The 15275-nt window shown below is 40.5% G+C and carries 18 protein-coding genes; 7 read left to right on the forward strand and 11 right to left on the reverse strand.

Annotated elements, in window-relative coordinates:
• Positions 1-657, forward strand: a complete 657-nt coding sequence (gene modB, locus JTI58_RS23175) for a molybdate ABC transporter permease subunit (RefSeq protein ID WP_205444011.1) — start codon at positions 1-3, stop codon at positions 655-657.
• Between the two features lie 37 nt (positions 658-694).
• Here the strand turns inward: modB and moaD are convergent, their stop codons facing one another.
• The 5 genes from moaD to JTI58_RS23200 are packed head-to-tail and all read right to left on the reverse strand — an operon-like array spanning position 695 to position 4204.
• Positions 695-928 carry a molybdopterin converting factor subunit 1 gene (moaD, locus tag JTI58_RS23180; protein WP_205444013.1) on the reverse strand — a complete coding sequence of 78 codons (234 nt, stop codon included), beginning with the start codon at positions 926-928 and terminating at the stop codon, positions 695-697.
• Complete coding sequence (locus JTI58_RS23185) at positions 921-1400, reverse strand: molybdenum cofactor biosynthesis protein MoaE (RefSeq protein WP_205444014.1); 480 nt, start codon at positions 1398-1400, stop codon at positions 921-923. The genes moaD and JTI58_RS23185 overlap by 8 nt, the downstream gene beginning before the upstream one ends.
• Complete coding sequence (gene mobB / locus JTI58_RS23190; protein WP_205444016.1) at positions 1397-1921, reverse strand: molybdopterin-guanine dinucleotide biosynthesis protein B; 525 nt, start codon at positions 1919-1921, stop codon at positions 1397-1399. The genes JTI58_RS23185 and mobB overlap by 4 nt, the downstream gene beginning before the upstream one ends.
• The gene (locus JTI58_RS23195) at positions 1885-3174 is read right to left on the reverse strand and encodes a molybdopterin molybdotransferase MoeA (protein ID WP_205444018.1); all 1290 of its coding nucleotides are present in this window, start codon (positions 3172-3174) and stop codon (positions 1885-1887) included. The genes mobB and JTI58_RS23195 overlap by 37 nt, the downstream gene beginning before the upstream one ends.
• A 13-nt stretch (positions 3175-3187) precedes the next feature.
• Positions 3188-4204 carry a thiazole biosynthesis adenylyltransferase ThiF gene (locus tag JTI58_RS23200; protein ID WP_205444019.1) on the reverse strand — a complete coding sequence of 339 codons (1017 nt, stop codon included), beginning with the start codon at positions 4202-4204 and terminating at the stop codon, positions 3188-3190.
• A gap of 107 nt (positions 4205-4311) precedes the next feature.
• On the opposite strand from JTI58_RS23200, the gene JTI58_RS23205 reads away from it, so the two are divergent.
• The 3 genes from JTI58_RS23205 to moaC are packed head-to-tail and all read left to right on the forward strand — an operon-like array spanning position 4312 to position 5868.
• Positions 4312-4806 carry a MogA/MoaB family molybdenum cofactor biosynthesis protein gene (locus JTI58_RS23205; RefSeq protein ID WP_205444021.1) on the forward strand — a complete coding sequence of 165 codons (495 nt, stop codon included), beginning with the start codon at positions 4312-4314 and terminating at the stop codon, positions 4804-4806.
• Positions 4803-5393 carry a molybdenum cofactor guanylyltransferase gene (gene mobA / locus JTI58_RS23210; protein ID WP_205444022.1) on the forward strand — a complete coding sequence of 197 codons (591 nt, stop codon included), beginning with the start codon at positions 4803-4805 and terminating at the stop codon, positions 5391-5393. Before JTI58_RS23205 ends, mobA begins: the two co-directional genes overlap by 4 nt.
• Positions 5386-5868 (forward strand): cyclic pyranopterin monophosphate synthase MoaC, encoded by a 483-nt coding sequence (gene moaC / locus JTI58_RS23215; protein WP_036120641.1) that lies wholly within the window; start codon positions 5386-5388, stop codon positions 5866-5868. Before mobA ends, moaC begins: the two co-directional genes overlap by 8 nt.
• Before the next feature lie 50 nt (positions 5869-5918).
• Here moaC and moaA read toward each other — a convergent pair whose 3' ends face one another.
• From moaA to JTI58_RS23230, 3 genes are read right to left on the reverse strand one after another with little or no spacing between them, the layout of a single operon-like run.
• The gene (moaA, locus tag JTI58_RS23220; protein WP_205444023.1) at positions 5919-6935 is read right to left on the reverse strand and encodes a GTP 3',8-cyclase MoaA; all 1017 of its coding nucleotides are present in this window, start codon (positions 6933-6935) and stop codon (positions 5919-5921) included.
• Entirely contained in the window at positions 6936-7751 is an 816-nt protein-coding gene (fdhD, locus tag JTI58_RS23225; protein WP_205444024.1) for a formate dehydrogenase accessory sulfurtransferase FdhD, read from the reverse strand.
• Between the two features lie 12 nt (positions 7752-7763).
• Positions 7764-8111 (reverse strand): Na-translocating system protein MpsC family protein, encoded by a 348-nt coding sequence (locus tag JTI58_RS23230; protein WP_036120650.1) that lies wholly within the window; start codon positions 8109-8111, stop codon positions 7764-7766.
• Positions 8112-8689: 578 nt separating this feature from the next.
• Here JTI58_RS23230 and fdhF point away from each other — a divergent pair.
• Genes fdhF through JTI58_RS23245 form a run of 3 tightly spaced genes read left to right on the forward strand, consistent with a single transcriptional unit; the run spans position 8690 to position 13169 of the window.
• Positions 8690-11626 carry a formate dehydrogenase subunit alpha gene (fdhF, locus tag JTI58_RS23235; protein ID WP_205444025.1) on the forward strand — a complete coding sequence of 979 codons (2937 nt, stop codon included), beginning with the start codon at positions 8690-8692 and terminating at the stop codon, positions 11624-11626.
• A gap of 4 nt (positions 11627-11630) precedes the next feature.
• Entirely contained in the window at positions 11631-12110 is a 480-nt protein-coding gene (locus tag JTI58_RS23240; RefSeq protein ID WP_205444026.1) for a helical membrane plugin domain-containing protein, read from the forward strand.
• Between the two features lie 12 nt (positions 12111-12122).
• A complete protein-coding gene (locus JTI58_RS23245; protein WP_205444027.1) occupies positions 12123-13169 on the forward strand; it encodes an Mrp/NBP35 family ATP-binding protein in 1047 nt (348 codons plus the stop codon).
• On the opposite strand, the gene JTI58_RS24975 is transcribed toward JTI58_RS23245, so the two are convergent.
• The 3 genes from JTI58_RS24975 to JTI58_RS23260 form a co-directional block, all read right to left on the reverse strand.
• Positions 13160-13327, reverse strand: coding sequence for a hypothetical protein (locus JTI58_RS24975; protein WP_243456232.1), 168 nt, complete (start codon positions 13325-13327; stop codon positions 13160-13162). The genes JTI58_RS23245 and JTI58_RS24975 overlap by 10 nt on opposite strands.
• Before the next feature lie 442 nt (positions 13328-13769).
• Entirely contained in the window at positions 13770-14060 is a 291-nt protein-coding gene (locus JTI58_RS23255; protein ID WP_205444028.1) for a hypothetical protein, read from the reverse strand.
• A gap of 93 nt (positions 14061-14153) precedes the next feature.
• Complete coding sequence (locus tag JTI58_RS23260) at positions 14154-15263, reverse strand: PA2928 family protein (protein ID WP_205444029.1); 1110 nt, start codon at positions 15261-15263, stop codon at positions 14154-14156.
• Between the last annotated feature and the right edge of the window lie 12 nt (positions 15264-15275).

Consider the following 15275-nt stretch of genomic DNA (forward strand, 5'->3'; position numbering starts at 1 on the left):
ATGAGTACCGATTTTTGGTCTCCACTTAGGCTTTCGATTGAAATAGCCTTTGTTGCAGGGATCATCGCTATTATAGCAGGTATTTTAATGGGTAAATGGATGGCAGCTCATCATTTCAAAGGCAAACTAGTGGTAGAAACGGTGTTGCTATTACCCTTAGTACTACCTCCTACAGTAGTCGGTTTCCTGCTCATCGTTATTTTCGGGAAAAATAGTCTGTTAGGAAATTTCATTATCTGGCTATTCGATCAACCTATCATGTTCACATGGTGGGCGGCTGTCATCGCTTCTACGATTGTTGCCTTTCCATTAATGTATCAATCGGCTAAAACTGGCTTTGCCTCTGTCGATCGAGATATTGAAAATGCAGCACGTGTGGATGGGGCGAATGAATGGCAGGTCTTTCTTTATGTGTCCATCCCCCTTGCATTAAAGGCACTTGTATCTGGTGGGATTCTAAGCTTCACACGAGCTTTAGGTGAGTTTGGAGCGACTCTCATGTTTGCGGGGAATATTCCAGGGAAAACACAAACAACACCGCTAGCGATTTATATGGCGATTGATTCGGGAAACATGACTCTTGCCTGGACATGGGTTTTGTGCATGATCGCTATTTCCTTCCTTTTGCTTCTTAGCATTCATATCCTGAAAGTATAAAAGAGGTAGTTGGTTCAAGCCAACTACCTCTTTTTGATCATCCCCCACTGATGGGTGGAATAAAGGCGATTGTGTCGCCAGATTTGACAATCGTGGTATCCGTTGCAAATTCCTCATTAATCGCCGTCATTATCTGTTGTAATGATAGCTGGGGATAGTGCTTTTCCATCCACTCTTTTAATTGCGCAACTGTCACATCTGACAGCTCTACTGTTAGCTTTGACTCACCAACCGCTTCCTGTAGATGGGCAAATAATAAAATGTTAATCACCGTTTTCCTCCTCCTGAATGGCTGGTTTCCCTTGTGGATAGGGAATATTTTCTAATTGATCACCAATCCATTCTGTCCCGTCCTCCCAATGTTCTTTTTTCCAAATCGGCACAATTTGTTTTATGCGATCAATTGCATATTCATTCGCCATATAAGCTATTTTACGATGCCGTGATGACACAGCAATCACTACAGCAATATCAGAAATAGCTAAATGACCAACACGATGGGTGATGGCCACTTTTGCTTCTGGCCACTCTTCTTGTATTTCCTTCGCAATCTGTTCAAACATTTTAATCGCCATCGCAGGATAGGCTTGGTATTCCAAATGCATTGTTTTTTTACCATTCGTCATTTCACGCACGGTGCCGATGAATAATGTAATGGCCCCAGCATTTCGACTAAGGACTTTTTTTCTTACTTCCTCCACATCAATCGGTTGATCGATAATTTCAAATAACGCTGTCGTCATAGTTTTCCCCTCATTTCTGTCAACAAAAATTCCATATATTGTGTTTCTTCATGAATCGAAAAAGCTGGGATTGTTAAGGATGGATCGAGTAGATAGCTTGGCCAATAAACCACACAGAGGATATTCGCTACTTGCTGTAGCAGCACTTGATCCTGAGCAGTGCGCAGCAACACAACCTTCGGATAATGTTCATTTTTATACCCTTCAATCAGTATGATATCCAGTGGAAGGGACTCATAGATTGTTAGTATATCAGCCAACTGCCAGCTATCTTGGTGAATACTCATACGTAAAGTACCTGCCCCCTCCACTGCTGTGACAACCGCACCTGCCAGCTCATGACGACTACTATCCTTCGAGGTTTCGATCATCGGCACACCACCATGTCCGTGATGCTTAATGGTTCCTACTCGTAGCCCTTCCATTGTAGCCTGCTTGATCAATTGCTCCATCAATGTCGTTTTCCCACTATTTTGATAGCCAACTATCTGTAAGATTTTTCGATGTTGTCCCAAGGCCATTCACTTCCCTGCAAATCTTCTAGCAAAAGGACATCCACTTGCATACCCTTTTCATAGCCTCTAGAGCCACCTGGTAAAACAATGAACGCATTGGCTGTCGCTAAAGATGAAACTGCACTCGATTTATCAAAGCCAGATGGGCTAGTGACGAGCTGCCCTTTTTCATAATAGATACTAGCTCGTACAAAGCGTGTAAAGGGATTAGGCTTTGTAAAATCCGCCCCTAAAATAGCTTGCTCTCTGCGTAAATGTGGTTGTTTATTCCCATATGCAGTGCGAATAATCGGGCGTACAAATAGCTCAAAGCCAACATAGCAGGCTGAGGGATTACCAGAAAGTCCAAATAATAATTTGTCATTGCGAGCCGCAACCGTTGTCACACTACCTGGACGCATCGCTACTTTATTGAACAATACCTTTGCATCAATCGCTTCGTAAATGGCTGGTAAATAATCATAATCACCTACGGAAACGCCTCCTGTTGTAATTAAAATATCTACTTCCTGTAAGGCTTTTTCGACGTTTTCAATACATAATGTAAGATCATCGCTAAACTTGCCGAAATATTTTACTTCTGCTCCAGCACGCTCAATCTGAGCCATCATCATATAGGCATTACTATTTCGAATTTTGCCTGGCTGTAAAGATTCACCTGGCTCTAGTAATTCGCTACCAGTGGCAATCACACCAATAACCGTTTTACGAAAAACGGGTACTTGCTCATAGCCAAAAGTAGCAAGTAAGGCCATCACACCCGGGTTAATATATTGGCCTTGTTCAATGAGGACTGCGCCTTGCTGCACATCTTCCCCTTTATAGGAAATATTAGTACCTGCTTCAAAAGACCGTTTAATCGACATATACTTCTGATTATTTTCTTCAAATGTATGGGTTAATTCTAGCATGACCACTGCATCACACCCTTGTGGTATCGGTGCTCCCGTCATAATACGGACAGCTTGATGATCCCCAACTACTTCGTCATAGACATAGCCTGCCCCAATTTCTCCAACAACTTGAAAACGGACGGGATGCTGTGAAGAGGCTTCTTGACTATCAATGGAACGAATGGCATAGCCATCATACGGCGAACGATCAAAGGCTGGTACATCATGATCAGCTTTAACAGCTTCTGCGATAAATCGCCCATGAGCTTGTGTTAATGACACATGCTCCTTTTGTGCTTGAAAGGCGTAGTCCATTACACGATGAACAGCTTCTGCCACAGGAATTGGTTGTCTTTTTTCTAACATTTGGCACACTCCTTTATCCTAATAAACGATAATAAATGCTTTTAGCTTTTTGTATATCTTGTATACCATGTATTACTACTCGCCCATCTTGGAAAATAACGATTCGGTAATCTTCAGCTTGGTAAGATAGCAAATAAGGATTGACCTGAATTTCACCATAGGAACGAAGCTGGTTTGCCAGTTGGTCGAACGAATAGTGAATGGGCTTTGGTGGTCGAATTTGGACCGCGTCACGGCCACAAAGTATCTGTAATTTAGTTTGATTTTCATAGGACAGGTAAGGATATGTCGGCTTATCGCCACAAGATGGACAATCAGCCTGCCTTATTTTCTCTACATTGATTTCATAGTGTTGATTTTGCCAAACATCAAACGTTAAGTAGCTTTTTCGTAAGGCTTTCTCATCCCCAACAAGCAATTTTAAAACCTCTGCCACTTGATAAGCAGCTACGATTTGGACCGTTGGGCTAATAATTCCTACCGTATCACAAGTCATCCCAGTATGGGGCATCACGTTTAATAAGCAATGCAAACAAGGTGTTTTGCCTGGCACAATCGTATAGGTCGCGCCATAACTTCCAACACAAGAGCCATATACCCAAGGAATACGATACTTTTGTGCAAGGTCATTCATGACAAAGCGAACATCAAAATTATCAGTCGCATCGACCATCACATCTACACCTTCTAGCAATGGTAGCAAGGACTCGGTACAAGCATCCATAATGCCGACATGGATTTCTACCTCTGTGTTAATTTGTTGAAGGCGCTTTTTAGCTGCGATGACTTTGGGCATTTTTTCTTGTGCATCTAGCTCTGTATATAATTGCTGTCTTTGTAAGTTGCTCCACTCTACATAATCACGATCAATGAGGGTCAGCCTACCAATACCAGCACGCACAAGTGCTTCTGCGCTAGCACTCCCCAATGCACCCGCGCCTATCATAAGGACGTGTTTTTGTTGGAGGGACTGTTGCCCTGTTTGTCCAATAGGGTGAAATAATTGTTGTCTAGAATATCTATTTTGCATAAGTATGAGGCCTTTCTTTCTATGAATTTTCGTTTGACCTTTTCATTTATAGCATTATAATAAAAGCAATGTTTTTTAGCAAAACGCATTTGAAGGAGGTCCTACCTGTGCATCCCACACATCAACAGCAACCAATCCAAGTTGCTATTTTAACGATCAGTGACACACGCACAAAGACAGATGATCATGCTGGTCAACGTATTCAGTCCTTACTTCAAGAAGCTGCATTTGAAGTAGTGGACTACCAACTAACAAAGGATGAACCACTGGATATCGCTCGTCATGTTACAAATTGGTGCAGTGATCCAACAATTAATACCATTATCGTCACTGGTGGAACAGGATTTACACCAAGAGATCAAACCTATGACACCATTCTGCCTCTGTTTGAAAAAGAAATGATGGGGTTTGGTGAATTATTTCGAACGCTCAGCTATGAAGAAATTGGCCCAAGAGCGATGTTTAGTCGTGCCACTGCTGGGAGTCTTCAGCAAACAGCCATTTATGTTTTACCAGGTTCCACTAATGCGGTGACTTTAGCTATGACGAAGCTTATAGTGCCTACTGTTCAACATTTTGTCGGTGAGTTACATCGCTTATGAAAATTGCTGGTATTGTGTTAGCTGGCGGTCAATCCTCTCGCTATGGTCAGCCAAAAATGTTTGAGACATTTGCTGGGCAGCCTTTATATAAGCATAGTCTCATAGCCCTGCAAAAAAATCAGCTAGATCCTCTTATTATTGCTACAAATGCGCACTTACAACATCAGTTTGGACAGGAAAATGTCCAATGGGTCATTGAAAAGCAGCCACATCAAGGCCCTCTTTTTGCCTTGCATCATATCATGATAGCCTATCCTGATGTGGAATGGTTTTTTGTCGTAGCGAGCGATATGCCTTATATGAATGCAAAATTTATCCAAAAAATGCTAGGGCTGATTAATGACAGTTATGATGCCATTGTTCCGACGCAAGCGCTACGCGATCAGCCATTAGCTGCATTATATCGACGTACTGCTTTACCAAAGGCGACACAATTAACGGCACAAAACAAACGGAGTATGAAAGTGCTTTTAGAGCAACTTCGTGTCTGTTATGTTCCTTTTGATGACGATAACTCAACATTTATCAATATCAATGCACAACAAGACTGGTCACAAACAAGTAAAAAGGAGTCTAACAATGAATAATTTTACACACTGGAACGAAGAAGGTCGTCCTAAAATGGTCGATATCTCGGCAAAAGAAATCACAACACGTACAGCCATTGCTCGCAGTACGATTATATTATCCGATGCGGTCTATGAAGCCATCCAACAAGGTGGCATTAAAAAAGGTGATCCGACGCAAGTTGCGCAAATTGCAGGGATTATGGGTGCTAAAAAAACGGCTGATATCATTCCCATGTGCCATCCCATCATGCTACAGGGCACAGACTTCCAGTTTGACTATGAAAAAGCAGAAAATGGCTATGAGCTCCATATTCAAGCCACTGTTAAATGTAGTGGAAAAACGGGTGTTGAAATGGAAGCCCTCACTGCTGTGTCGATCGCTGCACTAACTTTTTATGATATGTGTAAAGCCGTTGATAAGACGATGGTCATTAAAGAAACCTATCTTGTTGAAAAAACTGGTGGGAAAAGTGGCACTTTTGTGCATAAATAAACAGAAAAAATTCGGCATGATTGTGCCGATTTTTTTCTGTTTTTTTCACGTTACCCCCCAATGTGAGACATTTCAATTTTTGACGTTTTCCTTTTTGCCATGGTTTGTTCATTACGTTCATCTGAATAACGATCATTTCTTGTTTCCCAAACATTCGTAATACACTTGATGATAGCTGCATCATCTTGCCCTGAACGTAATAGTTCTCTTAAATCCGTGCCTTCTGTCGCAAATAAACAAGTGTATAATGATCCTTCTGCAGAGAGACGAGCACGTGAGCAATTGGAGCAGAAAGAATCCGTCACAGACGAGATTACACCAATCTCACCTTGGGCATCTTGATATTGATAACGTGTTGCCACTTCTCCCTTATAATTGGGGGCTACTGGCTGTAACGGTGAAATCTGATGGATTTGCTCAATAATATCTTTTTTGGACACCACATCATCCAAGCGCCAGCCGTTTGAATTCCCTACATCCATATATTCTATAAAGCGTAGAATATGTTGTTTTTCTTTGAAAAATTGTGCCATTGTAACAATATCTTGTTCATTTTTCCCTTTTTGAACAACCATATTAATTTTTACTTGTAAGCCCGCTTCTGCAGCCTTTTCAATTCCCTCTAACACAGGCAATACCTTGCCTCGATGACCATTCATCTCAAAAAAACGCTCATCATCAAGTGAGTCTAGACTAACCGAAACTCGCGCTAAGCCTGCTTGTGCCAATGGCTGTGCATATTTTTTTAATAACGAACCATTGGTTGTTAAAGCAATATCTTCTACACCCTCTATGCGGTGAATACGGGCAATTAATTCGGGCAAATCACGACGTAACAATGGTTCTCCGCCTGTAATCCGTATTTTTTTCACGCCCAATGAAACAAAGATTTTTACTAATCGTTCAATTTCATCAAAACTTAATATTTTATCAGATGGTAAAAATGCGTAATCTGGACCAAATACTTCTGCTGGCATACAATAGCGACAACGAAAATTACAACGATCTGTCACGGATATTCTTAAATCTCTTAACGGTCTGTGTAATTGGTCTTGTAGATTCGTCATTTAATCTCCTTCTTTCAATTCATTAGCTGGTAATAGGATGCGTTGTGGATGTGTATAAATATTCAATGCGTGTTGTCGAATAAAGCCAACCGTCGTAATACCCAGCTGCTCCGCTAATTGCAATGCTAATTCGGTTGGTGCTGATTTAGATAGTACAATGGCACAGCCTATTTTGGAAACCTTTAGTAAAATTTCCGACGATATTCGTCCGCTAAAGACGATGATTTTATCTTCCATACGGATATTGTTACGTAGGCAATAGCCGTAAATTTTATCTAAAGCATTATGACGACCAATGTCCATGCGACTTAAGACAATGCCATTCACATCACATAGTGCAGCATTATGCACGCCACCCGTTTTCTTAAAAATGTCGGCATCATGCTGCATCTCGTGCATTAAACGGAAGCAATCTTCGGTCGTTATTTGGACATGGACTTCATCCATTTTTTTGGCTACTAATGCATCATTCGTAAACACAAACCCTTGTCGACTCATCCCACAGCAAGAGGTAATATAGCGCTTGTTTTGCGTCTGTTGGTAATAAGGATTGACATGCTTTGTTTTAATATGCACAAAACCTTCTTTCTCCTGGTGCCAAATTTCTTCAATATCCTCAAAGCTACGAATGACTCGTTCAGAGGCTAAGTAGCCGATAACCATATCTTCCACATACTCTGGTGTACATACCATTGTGACAAATTCTTGCTGATTTATTTTTACGGTCACCGCGTATTCTGAGACGATTAAATCATCCATTTCTTTCACCTGTTGTCCTTCAACACGCACAACTTTTCTTGTTATTGCTCGATCCATAAGGCATCCCCTTTATTCACTGATATTCTTTTCAAAAACAAAGACGGAAATCGCAAAATCCTCTTCAATTTTAATATCTGAAAATAAGTGAAGTAATTTGCTGCCCATCAATTCTTCCATACCCTCTGGTGGCGATTGTGTATATAAATCTTGAATCATACTCGTCCTTGCAGCATGCACCATTTTCAGTCCTTCAGGTGTACTGGCAATAAATTTTTCTGTCGGTGTAATATTCCCGTATAAAGTAGAGACAGCCATATTCTCGACAAAAACGGTATGAATACGTTCAGGACCTTTACCAAACACTTCCTTGCGTAACTTTCGAATCATGTCATTAAATTCATGTATTTTTTTAGACATAGCAACGATTCTCCCATCGTAATTAAACTTTTTTTAGGCAAATGGTTATGTGGGCCACCCTTACAGTTTGTTAATGATATAGCAACTTTTAAAAAAATAAAAGAGAAAATACTTCTTGATAATAATTCTCATTTAATAAATTTTATGATAAATATTGTTCATTTTGAAGGAAAGGGCTATAATATTCATATCACAAATGGAATTGATTTATTTTGATCCCTATGTCACGATGTTGCATAGTGTTTTTAATAGTTGAATTCTATTGTTATTAAAAAATAAAAGTTGATTGAGTTTTTAGCAAGGCCTGCTAAGAATTTTATCCACCATGAATTATTAGCATGTCTAGAACATGTAATTTCATGGTGGATTTTTTTATTTTTTTGAATAGCCGAGACATGGATAACTTGTTATGATCTAGCAATTTGCCTATTTTGAGGTAGCTTCAAGAACAATTGGGAATTACAATGATAACAAGACAATCTTTTCAAAAATAACCAACTCAATTTGTTATTCCCTTTTTGTCTTAAGCTGCAACATGTTGTCCGATTAGTCTCAAAGTGCAAAAGGAGGAAGTTATCTTGACTCAAATTAATATTAATGGCGTATCGTATGATGTAAAAGAGGGAGCTACAATCCTTGATACCATTAATCAACATGACATTCCACATCCACAGATTTGTCATGTGCCCGCTGTTGACCCAATCGAAACATGTGATACATGTATCGTGGAGGTGAATGGCCAATTAGTTCGTTCCTGCTCCACAAAGGCAATAGACGGTATGAATGTATTACTAACTTCTGACAAAGCAAAAGCAGCACAAACAGAAGCGATGGACCGTCTACTCGAAAATCATTTACTGTACTGTACAGTTTGTGATAACAACAACGGGAATTGTACATTACACAACACGGCCGAATTAATGGAAATCGAGCATCAAAAATATCCATACCAACCAAAAGTGGAACCTCATGAAGTGGACATGTCACATCCGTTTTATCGTTATGATCCTAACCAATGTATTGCTTGTGGTCAGTGCGTAGAGGTTTGTCAAAATCTACAGGTGAATGAAACATTATCCCTTGATTGGGAAGCAGAAAGACCACGTATTATTTGGGATACGGGCGTTGCCATCAATGATTCTTCATGTGTAAGTTGCGGTCAATGTGTAACCGTTTGCCCATGTAATGCCTTAATGGAAAAATCCATGCTTGGAGAGGCTGGATTTATGACTGGTCTGAAACAGGATATGTTAGATCCGATGATCAGTTTAATTAAGGAAGTTGAACCGGGCTATAGCGGTATTTTTGCCGTTTCCGAAGTGGAAGCAGCTATGCGTAGTAAACGCACTAAAAAAACAAAAACAGTTTGTACTTTCTGTGGTGTAGGCTGCTCGTTCGAAGTTTGGACAAAGGGCCGAAAAATTTTAAAAGTACAGCCTTCTGAAGGTCCAGTAAATGCGATTTCTACTTGTGTCAAAGGGAAATTCGGCTGGGATTTTGTCAATTCTGAGGAACGTATTACAAAACCACTCATTCGTAAAAATGATGAGTTTGTTGAATCATCGTGGGATGAAGCATTGGATTTAATTGCAACAAAACTAGGCGGAATTCAACAACAATATGGACCAGGTTCTGTTGGCTTTATCTCCTCTTCTAAAATTACAAATGAAGAGAATTACTTAATTCAAAAAATGGCACGTCAGTTATTTGGAACAAACGATGTCGATAATTGTTCTCGTTATTGTCAATCCCCTGCTACTGACGGTTTATTACGTACAGTAGGTTTAGGCGGTGACGCTGGTACGATCAAAGATATCGCCAAGGCTGGGCTTGTCATTATTGTTGGGGCTAACCCAGCTGAGGGACACCCTGTTTTAGCAACACGTGTGAAACGTGCGCATAAATTACATGGTCAGAAATTAATTGTTGCCGATATTCGTAAGCATGAAATGGCTGAGCGTTCCGACATCTTTATGCGTCCAAAGCAAGGTACTGACCAAGTTTGGTTAATGGCTGTTACCAAATATATCATTGATCAAGGTTGGCATGATGAAGCGTTTATTCAAGAAAACGTCCTTCATTATGAAGATTTTAAACAAGTACTTGCAACCTATACACTTGATTATGCGCAAGAAATGACGGGTATTAGTAAAGAAACATTGATCGAAGTGGCTGAAATGATTCGTGATGCAGATGGGACATGTGTGCTTTGGGGCATGGGTGTAACACAAAATACTGGTGGCTCCTATACATCCGCGGCGATTTCAAATTTACTTTTAGCAACGGGGAACTATCGTCGTCCAGGTGCTGGTGCCTACCCACTTCGCGGCCATAACAATGTGCAAGGTGCCTGCGATATGGGGACACTTCCAAATCTACTGCCAGGTTATCAAAGAGTCACTGATGACGAGGCACGTGCAAAATTCGAAAAAGCCTATGGTGTCCCTATTCAACCACAGCCTGGTCGAAATAATATGCAAATGTTAGATGCGATTATGGAAGGGAAAATGAAAGCAATGTATTTAGTGGGTGAAGATATGGCACTTGTTGACTGTAATGCTAACCATGTAGATGAGGTGCTTTCACAGCTTGACTTTTTCGTTGTCCAAGATTGTTTCCTATCACGCACAGCACAATATGCAGATGTGATTTTACCTGCTGCGCCTTCGCTTGAAAAAGAAGGTACATTCACGAATACAGAACGCCGCGTTCAACGCCTGTATCAAGTATTACCAACACTTGGTGAGTCGAAAGCAGATTGGGAAATCTTGCAAGCGGTTGCTCGTCGTTTAGGAGCAGATTGGCATTATGATCACCCAAGTGACATTTTTGATGAAATGGCCAGCCTGTCTCCCCTCTTCTCACAAGCCAACTATGAGGTTCTAGAGGGCTGGGGAAGCTTCTGTTGGGGTAGCCATGATGGTAAGGATACGCCCTTATTATATGAAGATGGCTTTAACTTCCCTGACAAAAAAGCTCGTTTTGCTTTAAATGATTGGGTGCAACCTGTTGAGTTTGAAGCACAATACGATTGTCATATTAATAATGGCCGTATGCTTGAACACTTCCATGAAGGAAATCTAACTAATAAATCGAAAGGTATTCAATCGAAAGTACCTGAAATTTTCGTTGAAGTATCACCAGAATTGGCGAAAGAACGAGGCATTGCAGATGGAGCCCTACTTCGTTTAGTGTCTCCATATGGTGCCTTGAAGCTAAATGCTCTTGTTACAGATCGCGTACAAGGAAACGAATTATTCTTACCAATGAACTCTGTTAGCAAAGATTCTGCCATTAACTTCCTAACAGGTCCTGCAGCAGACGTAAATACATCAACACCAGCTTATAAACAAACAAAAGTACGAGTAGAAGTGCTAAAAGCAAAAGGAAAATCACCACTTCCTCGCACGAACCCACGCTATAAAAAGCGTCATCCTCAAAATGGTGTTGAGGTACAACGAAAATGGAATCGTCCTGGCTACGTTCACTTAACAACCATTAACGAAAGAGAGTGAGAGCATGGCTGTACCCATTACAGGCATTAAAAAACAACAATTAACGGAAGAACAACTAAAGGAACAAAAATTAGACAATCTAAAAAAACTACTTTCTGATAATGAAGAAACGGTCAATCAAGTGTTTAGTATTATGGCTGAATTAAATGATATCGGTGCACTAGAAGCAGCAATGAAGCTACTTGAAGCCAAAGAAGAAGTCGCCCATGTTGCACTTGGTCAATTAACACGTAAGCCTGTAACCAATATTATTAACAATTTAATGGGTGTTGTAGGTGCATTGACGGAGCTCAATCCTGAAACAACGACTAAGCTGATCGAAGGCTTAAATACAGGCGTAGATGAAGCAAGCAAAGCACTTGAATCGAATGAAAAAGTAAGTGCCTTTAAGCTGATGAAAATGTTAAATGATCCAGATGTCAATCGCGCGCTCAATTTTGGGGTCCATTTCTTAAAGGGACTTGGCAAAGGCTTAAAAGAATAAGGTGGTTCCTATATGTTAACAAAAGAACATGTTGTAAACGCATTGAAACAAGTGAATGATCCTGAGCTCCATCAAAGTATCGTAGATTTGAATATGGTGCGTAACATCCAAATACATGACAACCGTATAGCGCTGGATATTATTTTGACCATTCCAGGATGTCCGTTAAAGGCAAAAATACAGCAAGATGTGGAGGAGGCATTACAAGCGCTTGGTGCTTCCACTGTTACCATTAGCTTTGGCGCTATGACAGATCAGGAGCGACGCACATTAACTGCCTCTCTACAAGCAAAAAATGTAACTGAACAAGGAATGCCGAACATGCTACTGCTTAATTCTGGCGTTCAATTCATTGCCATCACAAGTGGTAAAGGCGGTGTTGGAAAGTCTACTGTAACAATCAATTTAGCGGTTGCTCTTGCTCGTCTTGGTAAACGTGTAGGTATTTTAGATGCCGATATCTATGGTTTCAGTATCCCTGCCATGATGAAGATTGACCAAAAGCCTACCATGCTTGATCAAACGGCAATTCCAGTAGAAAGTCACGGCGTAAAAATGATGTCGATGGGCTTTTTTACAAATGACAACCAGCCTGTTATGTGGCGTGGTCCTATGCTCAATAAGTGGATTCGCAATTTCCTTGTCAACACGCTATGGGGAGATTTAGATTATCTCCTCATCGATTTACCACCTGGTACAGGAGATGTAGCGATTGATATGGCTGCGATGATTCCACAAGCTCAAGAAATCATCGTGACAACACCGCATCTTGCCGCGTCTCATGTTGCTTCTCGTGCAGGCTTGATGGCTCAACATACAAAACACACGATTCTTGGTGTTGTTGAAAACATGGCCTATTTTGAAGGAGCAGATGGTCAAAAAAACTATCTATTTGGACAAGGTGGAGCAGAACAGTTAGCAGATTTATTGCAGACACATGTGATAGCTCAGATTCCTTTCGCTCAACCTGAGGAAAATACAGGTTCCTCGGTCTATGATGAAGAGTCGATAATCGGTGAAGTGTTTACTCATTTAGCAGAAGATCTGCTTTATAAATAATATGAAGCCCTTGATTTGTGTAAAAACAAATCAAGGGCTTCATGTTGTTGAAAAAAGATGATGTCAACGGCAGAAAAAGCAACTTTGCAAGGTGAGGGGTTGATTTCCGTTCCGCCAGCATCCTTTCCAGGGGGCGTCCGAGGAGCCGCTTCACTCACTTCCGTTCGCTCCAGGGTCTCCTCTGTGACGCTAAATCCCCTAGGAGTGACGCTGGCTCCACTCCAATCAACCATTCTGCAAAAGTGTCTTTACTTTTTTTCATAGTAGCATAGCGATCAAATCGCCCATTAACTGTATTCTTAGAGGGGATAGGCTCTTATTTTCAATGTGGCGAAGTGATGCGTGACAACCTTCACTTTATTTGAAAATCTTTGCTAAAAAGTCAGTGGGTTGAAGTGGAAGGCTACTTGACTCCCGTGGGATAGCGAGACAGGCGAAGCCCTGCACGGAGCGGTAGCGGAGGAAGCGATTCGGCGCTCGCCCACAGGAAAGCAAGTAGCCTGCAACGGAAATCCATTTCTACCTTTCAATTGACAGTTTTGTTTTTCAACACTAAGAAGCCCTTGATTTGTGTAAAAACAAATCAAGGGCTTTATTCTATCACTTATAACCAGCCTTTTGTAACACCTGCATGAAATAAAAACGATACGTATTTTTGACGAATGTTTCTAGTGGTAGCCCTACATTCACTTGATATTTTGTAAATATAAAATAAAATCGTTTATCCCACTTTAGGCGTAATAACTCGCCTGCCTCTTCCCCATACTTCGTTGTAAATTCTTCAATCAAAGGTTCGACCATCTCATAACAATAGTCTTTTAAATTGGCCAGTGCTTCAATATCTTTATCCCTTTGAAAGCGTATAATCCAATCTACTAATTGCTCATCCATATTCGCACGCCATCCTTTTATTCAGAGTTTCTTCCTATTAAATTATACTCCTTTTTTGGAGAATCGGAAAAAGAACAATTATTCGAATAGATTTCACTCATCAATAGGGCGATTCCAACGTAGATGATAGTGAACAAACCTCTTTTTCGTTTCTTTATCGAATACTAGAAATCTATCACCAGCTTGAATGACATAACTAGTCTCTAATGTCCGTACACCTGGCTGTTGTTGCTGTGAATTAATGACACCAATATTATTTTCCCACAATACTTGATGTTTGTTCATATCATAAAGCAATAGCATGTGTTCAGCACTTTCTCGCTGTGTTTGTCGATAAGAAACAAGCGCTGTTTTTTCTACGATATCCACATCGACCACTTTTGGCTCTAAATTTTCATAGGCTTGAATGGCTGGCTCTGTTAGGACAGCTTGACTAAAATCTCGAATGGCCTGATCATCCTCTACAAGCAGTGGATGTGTAGCAAAATAACCCGGCAACTCGGTTTCAATGAAAAAACGGGCAGATAGGTAATCTTGAGCCTTCGCCTCCTCACTTAATGCTTTACCATCAAAGCGATAGAATTTACCATCGACCCCTTCCAAATATAAATTGTTCTCTAGGACAGCCATTTGATGTGCATTATTACTCAATATCGCTATTAAGGATGGATGTTGCTTTCGAAAATCTTTTTCAGAAAGTATTTCTTTGCCTGTTTCCATATCTAACAATGACAATTGACCAAACTCATCATCACGATGATGGATAAGAAGACCACCCATAAATTTCCCAATCAGTGTTTCTTTATAGGAAGCTGATTTTGTCCATTGCTTTTCACCCGTTTGTAAATTCACAGCTACTAGGAGATGGTGTGCAATTAAATGCGTAATTCCATTCGATGTCCCATTATTTTCCGAACCTTGCACCATTTGGACAGCAATGCTTTGTGAATCATCTGTATAAATCGGAGAATCTGATTTAATTGGAAAGCCTCTCCCCGCTAAGCCAAAAACAATCATTAAGAGATGACTGACCAATAAAAAAGCAATGAGCAAAATGCTAGAAGTAACGAGTCGTTTACGTTTCATGACGATAAACAATAACAGTATAAATCCTATGCCTAGCACAATACATAAAAAAATATCGTGGATGAGCCAACCATTTAAGCGCCATGAATACATATATCGTTGCAGAAATTGTTCCACTTCTCTACCCCC

Source organism: Lysinibacillus fusiformis (assembly GCF_016925635.1).
Taxonomy (GTDB): domain Bacteria; phylum Bacillota; class Bacilli; order Bacillales_A; family Planococcaceae; genus Lysinibacillus; species Lysinibacillus fusiformis_F.

Excerpts from the sequence above, each read along its gene's own strand:
- modB (WP_205444011.1), top strand. The coding sequence starts at position 1 with ATGAGTACCGATTTTTGGTCTCCACTTAGGCTTTCGATTGAAATAGCC.
- JTI58_RS23185 (WP_205444014.1), bottom strand. The coding sequence starts at position 1,400 with ATGACGACAGCGTTATTTGAAATTATCGATCAACCGATTGATGTGGAG.
- mobB (WP_205444016.1), bottom strand. The coding sequence starts at position 1,921 with ATGGCCTTGGGACAACATCGAAAAATCTTACAGATAGTTGGCTATCAA.
- JTI58_RS23195 (WP_205444018.1), bottom strand. The coding sequence starts at position 3,174 with ATGTTAGAAAAAAGACAACCAATTCCTGTGGCAGAAGCTGTTCATCGT.
- JTI58_RS23200 (WP_205444019.1), bottom strand. The coding sequence starts at position 4,204 with ATGCAAAATAGATATTCTAGACAACAATTATTTCACCCTATTGGACAA.
- mobA (WP_205444022.1), top strand. The coding sequence starts at position 4,803 with ATGAAAATTGCTGGTATTGTGTTAGCTGGCGGTCAATCCTCTCGCTAT.
- moaC (WP_036120641.1), top strand. The coding sequence starts at position 5,386 with ATGAATAATTTTACACACTGGAACGAAGAAGGTCGTCCTAAAATGGTC.
- moaA (WP_205444023.1), bottom strand. The coding sequence starts at position 6,935 with ATGACGAATCTACAAGACCAATTACACAGACCGTTAAGAGATTTAAGA.
- fdhD (WP_205444024.1), bottom strand. The coding sequence starts at position 7,751 with ATGGATCGAGCAATAACAAGAAAAGTTGTGCGTGTTGAAGGACAACAG.
- JTI58_RS23230 (WP_036120650.1), bottom strand. The coding sequence starts at position 8,111 with ATGTCTAAAAAAATACATGAATTTAATGACATGATTCGAAAGTTACGC.
- JTI58_RS23240 (WP_205444026.1), top strand. The coding sequence starts at position 11,631 with ATGGCTGTACCCATTACAGGCATTAAAAAACAACAATTAACGGAAGAA.
- JTI58_RS23245 (WP_205444027.1), top strand. The coding sequence starts at position 12,123 with ATGTTAACAAAAGAACATGTTGTAAACGCATTGAAACAAGTGAATGAT.
- JTI58_RS23255 (WP_205444028.1), bottom strand. The coding sequence starts at position 14,060 with ATGGATGAGCAATTAGTAGATTGGATTATACGCTTTCAAAGGGATAAA.